This window comes from Vibrio sp. 1078-1 (genome assembly GCF_033340475.1).
In genome coordinates, this window is the sequence record NZ_JAWOWM010000163.1 from 1 (window position 1) to 873 (window position 873).

The following is an 873-nucleotide window of genomic DNA, read 5'->3' on the forward strand; positions in this document are numbered from 1 at the left end:
CTCCGAAAACACAAAAGCCAGCTTAATGCTGGCTTTTTTAATTGGCTTTCATTTCAAAAATGTAAAGAAAAGTATGAAAAATGAAAGTTTACTGTTTTGCCATCTCTTTCTTCACCATCACTGCTGCTGCAACGATGAATGCGATGATCAGACCAAGCTCCATGAACTACCCCAATAGCTACAAGAAAATTTACGACCCAAATTAAGAGTCATGGGTAGTTTAGCACTTATCTATTTGGTTGCTACCTTTTAACCAGTAATTTACGATTTTTTCCGATTTAGATCAAAAAAGGCGCTGGAATGCGCCTTTTTGTTATTATGGTGTTAAAAGGTTAAGCATCTGGGTAACCTTGTGGGTTATTTGATTGCCAGCGCCATGTGTCCCCTGTCATCTCTTCAAGAGTACGTGATGCTTTCCAGCCTAGTTCATTCATTGCTTTTGAAGGATCTGCCCAACATTCTGCAATGTCACCAGGTCGACGTTCAACCAGTTGGTATGGCACATTTTTACCGCACGCGCTTTCAAATGCTTTTACCATTTCAAGAACGCTGTAACCATTACCGGTACCAAGGTTGTAGATGTGCAAACCCGCTTTACTGCCGACTTTTTCTAGCGCAGCAACGTGGCCATCTGATAGATCCATTACGTGAATGTAATCACGAACACCAGTACCATCTTTGGTTGGGTAATCACTACCGAAGACAGATAGAAACTCGCGACGACCAACCGCTACTTGAGAAATAAATGGCATTAGGTTGTTCGGAATACCTTGCGGGTCTTCACCTAACTCACCAGTTGGGTGCGAACCAACAGGGTTGAAGTAACGAAGAAGTGTGATGCTCCAGTCTGGATTCGCTTTTTGGAAGTCAGTT

At 42.5% G+C, this 873-nt stretch carries 1 protein-coding gene; it reads right to left on the reverse strand.

Going from position 1 to position 873, the window contains the following annotated elements:
* Positions 1-332: 332 nt before the first annotated feature.
* Positions 333-873: GDP-mannose 4,6-dehydratase (locus R7190_RS26325; protein WP_318137735.1), on the reverse strand; the 541-nt coding region annotated here is incomplete at its 5' end.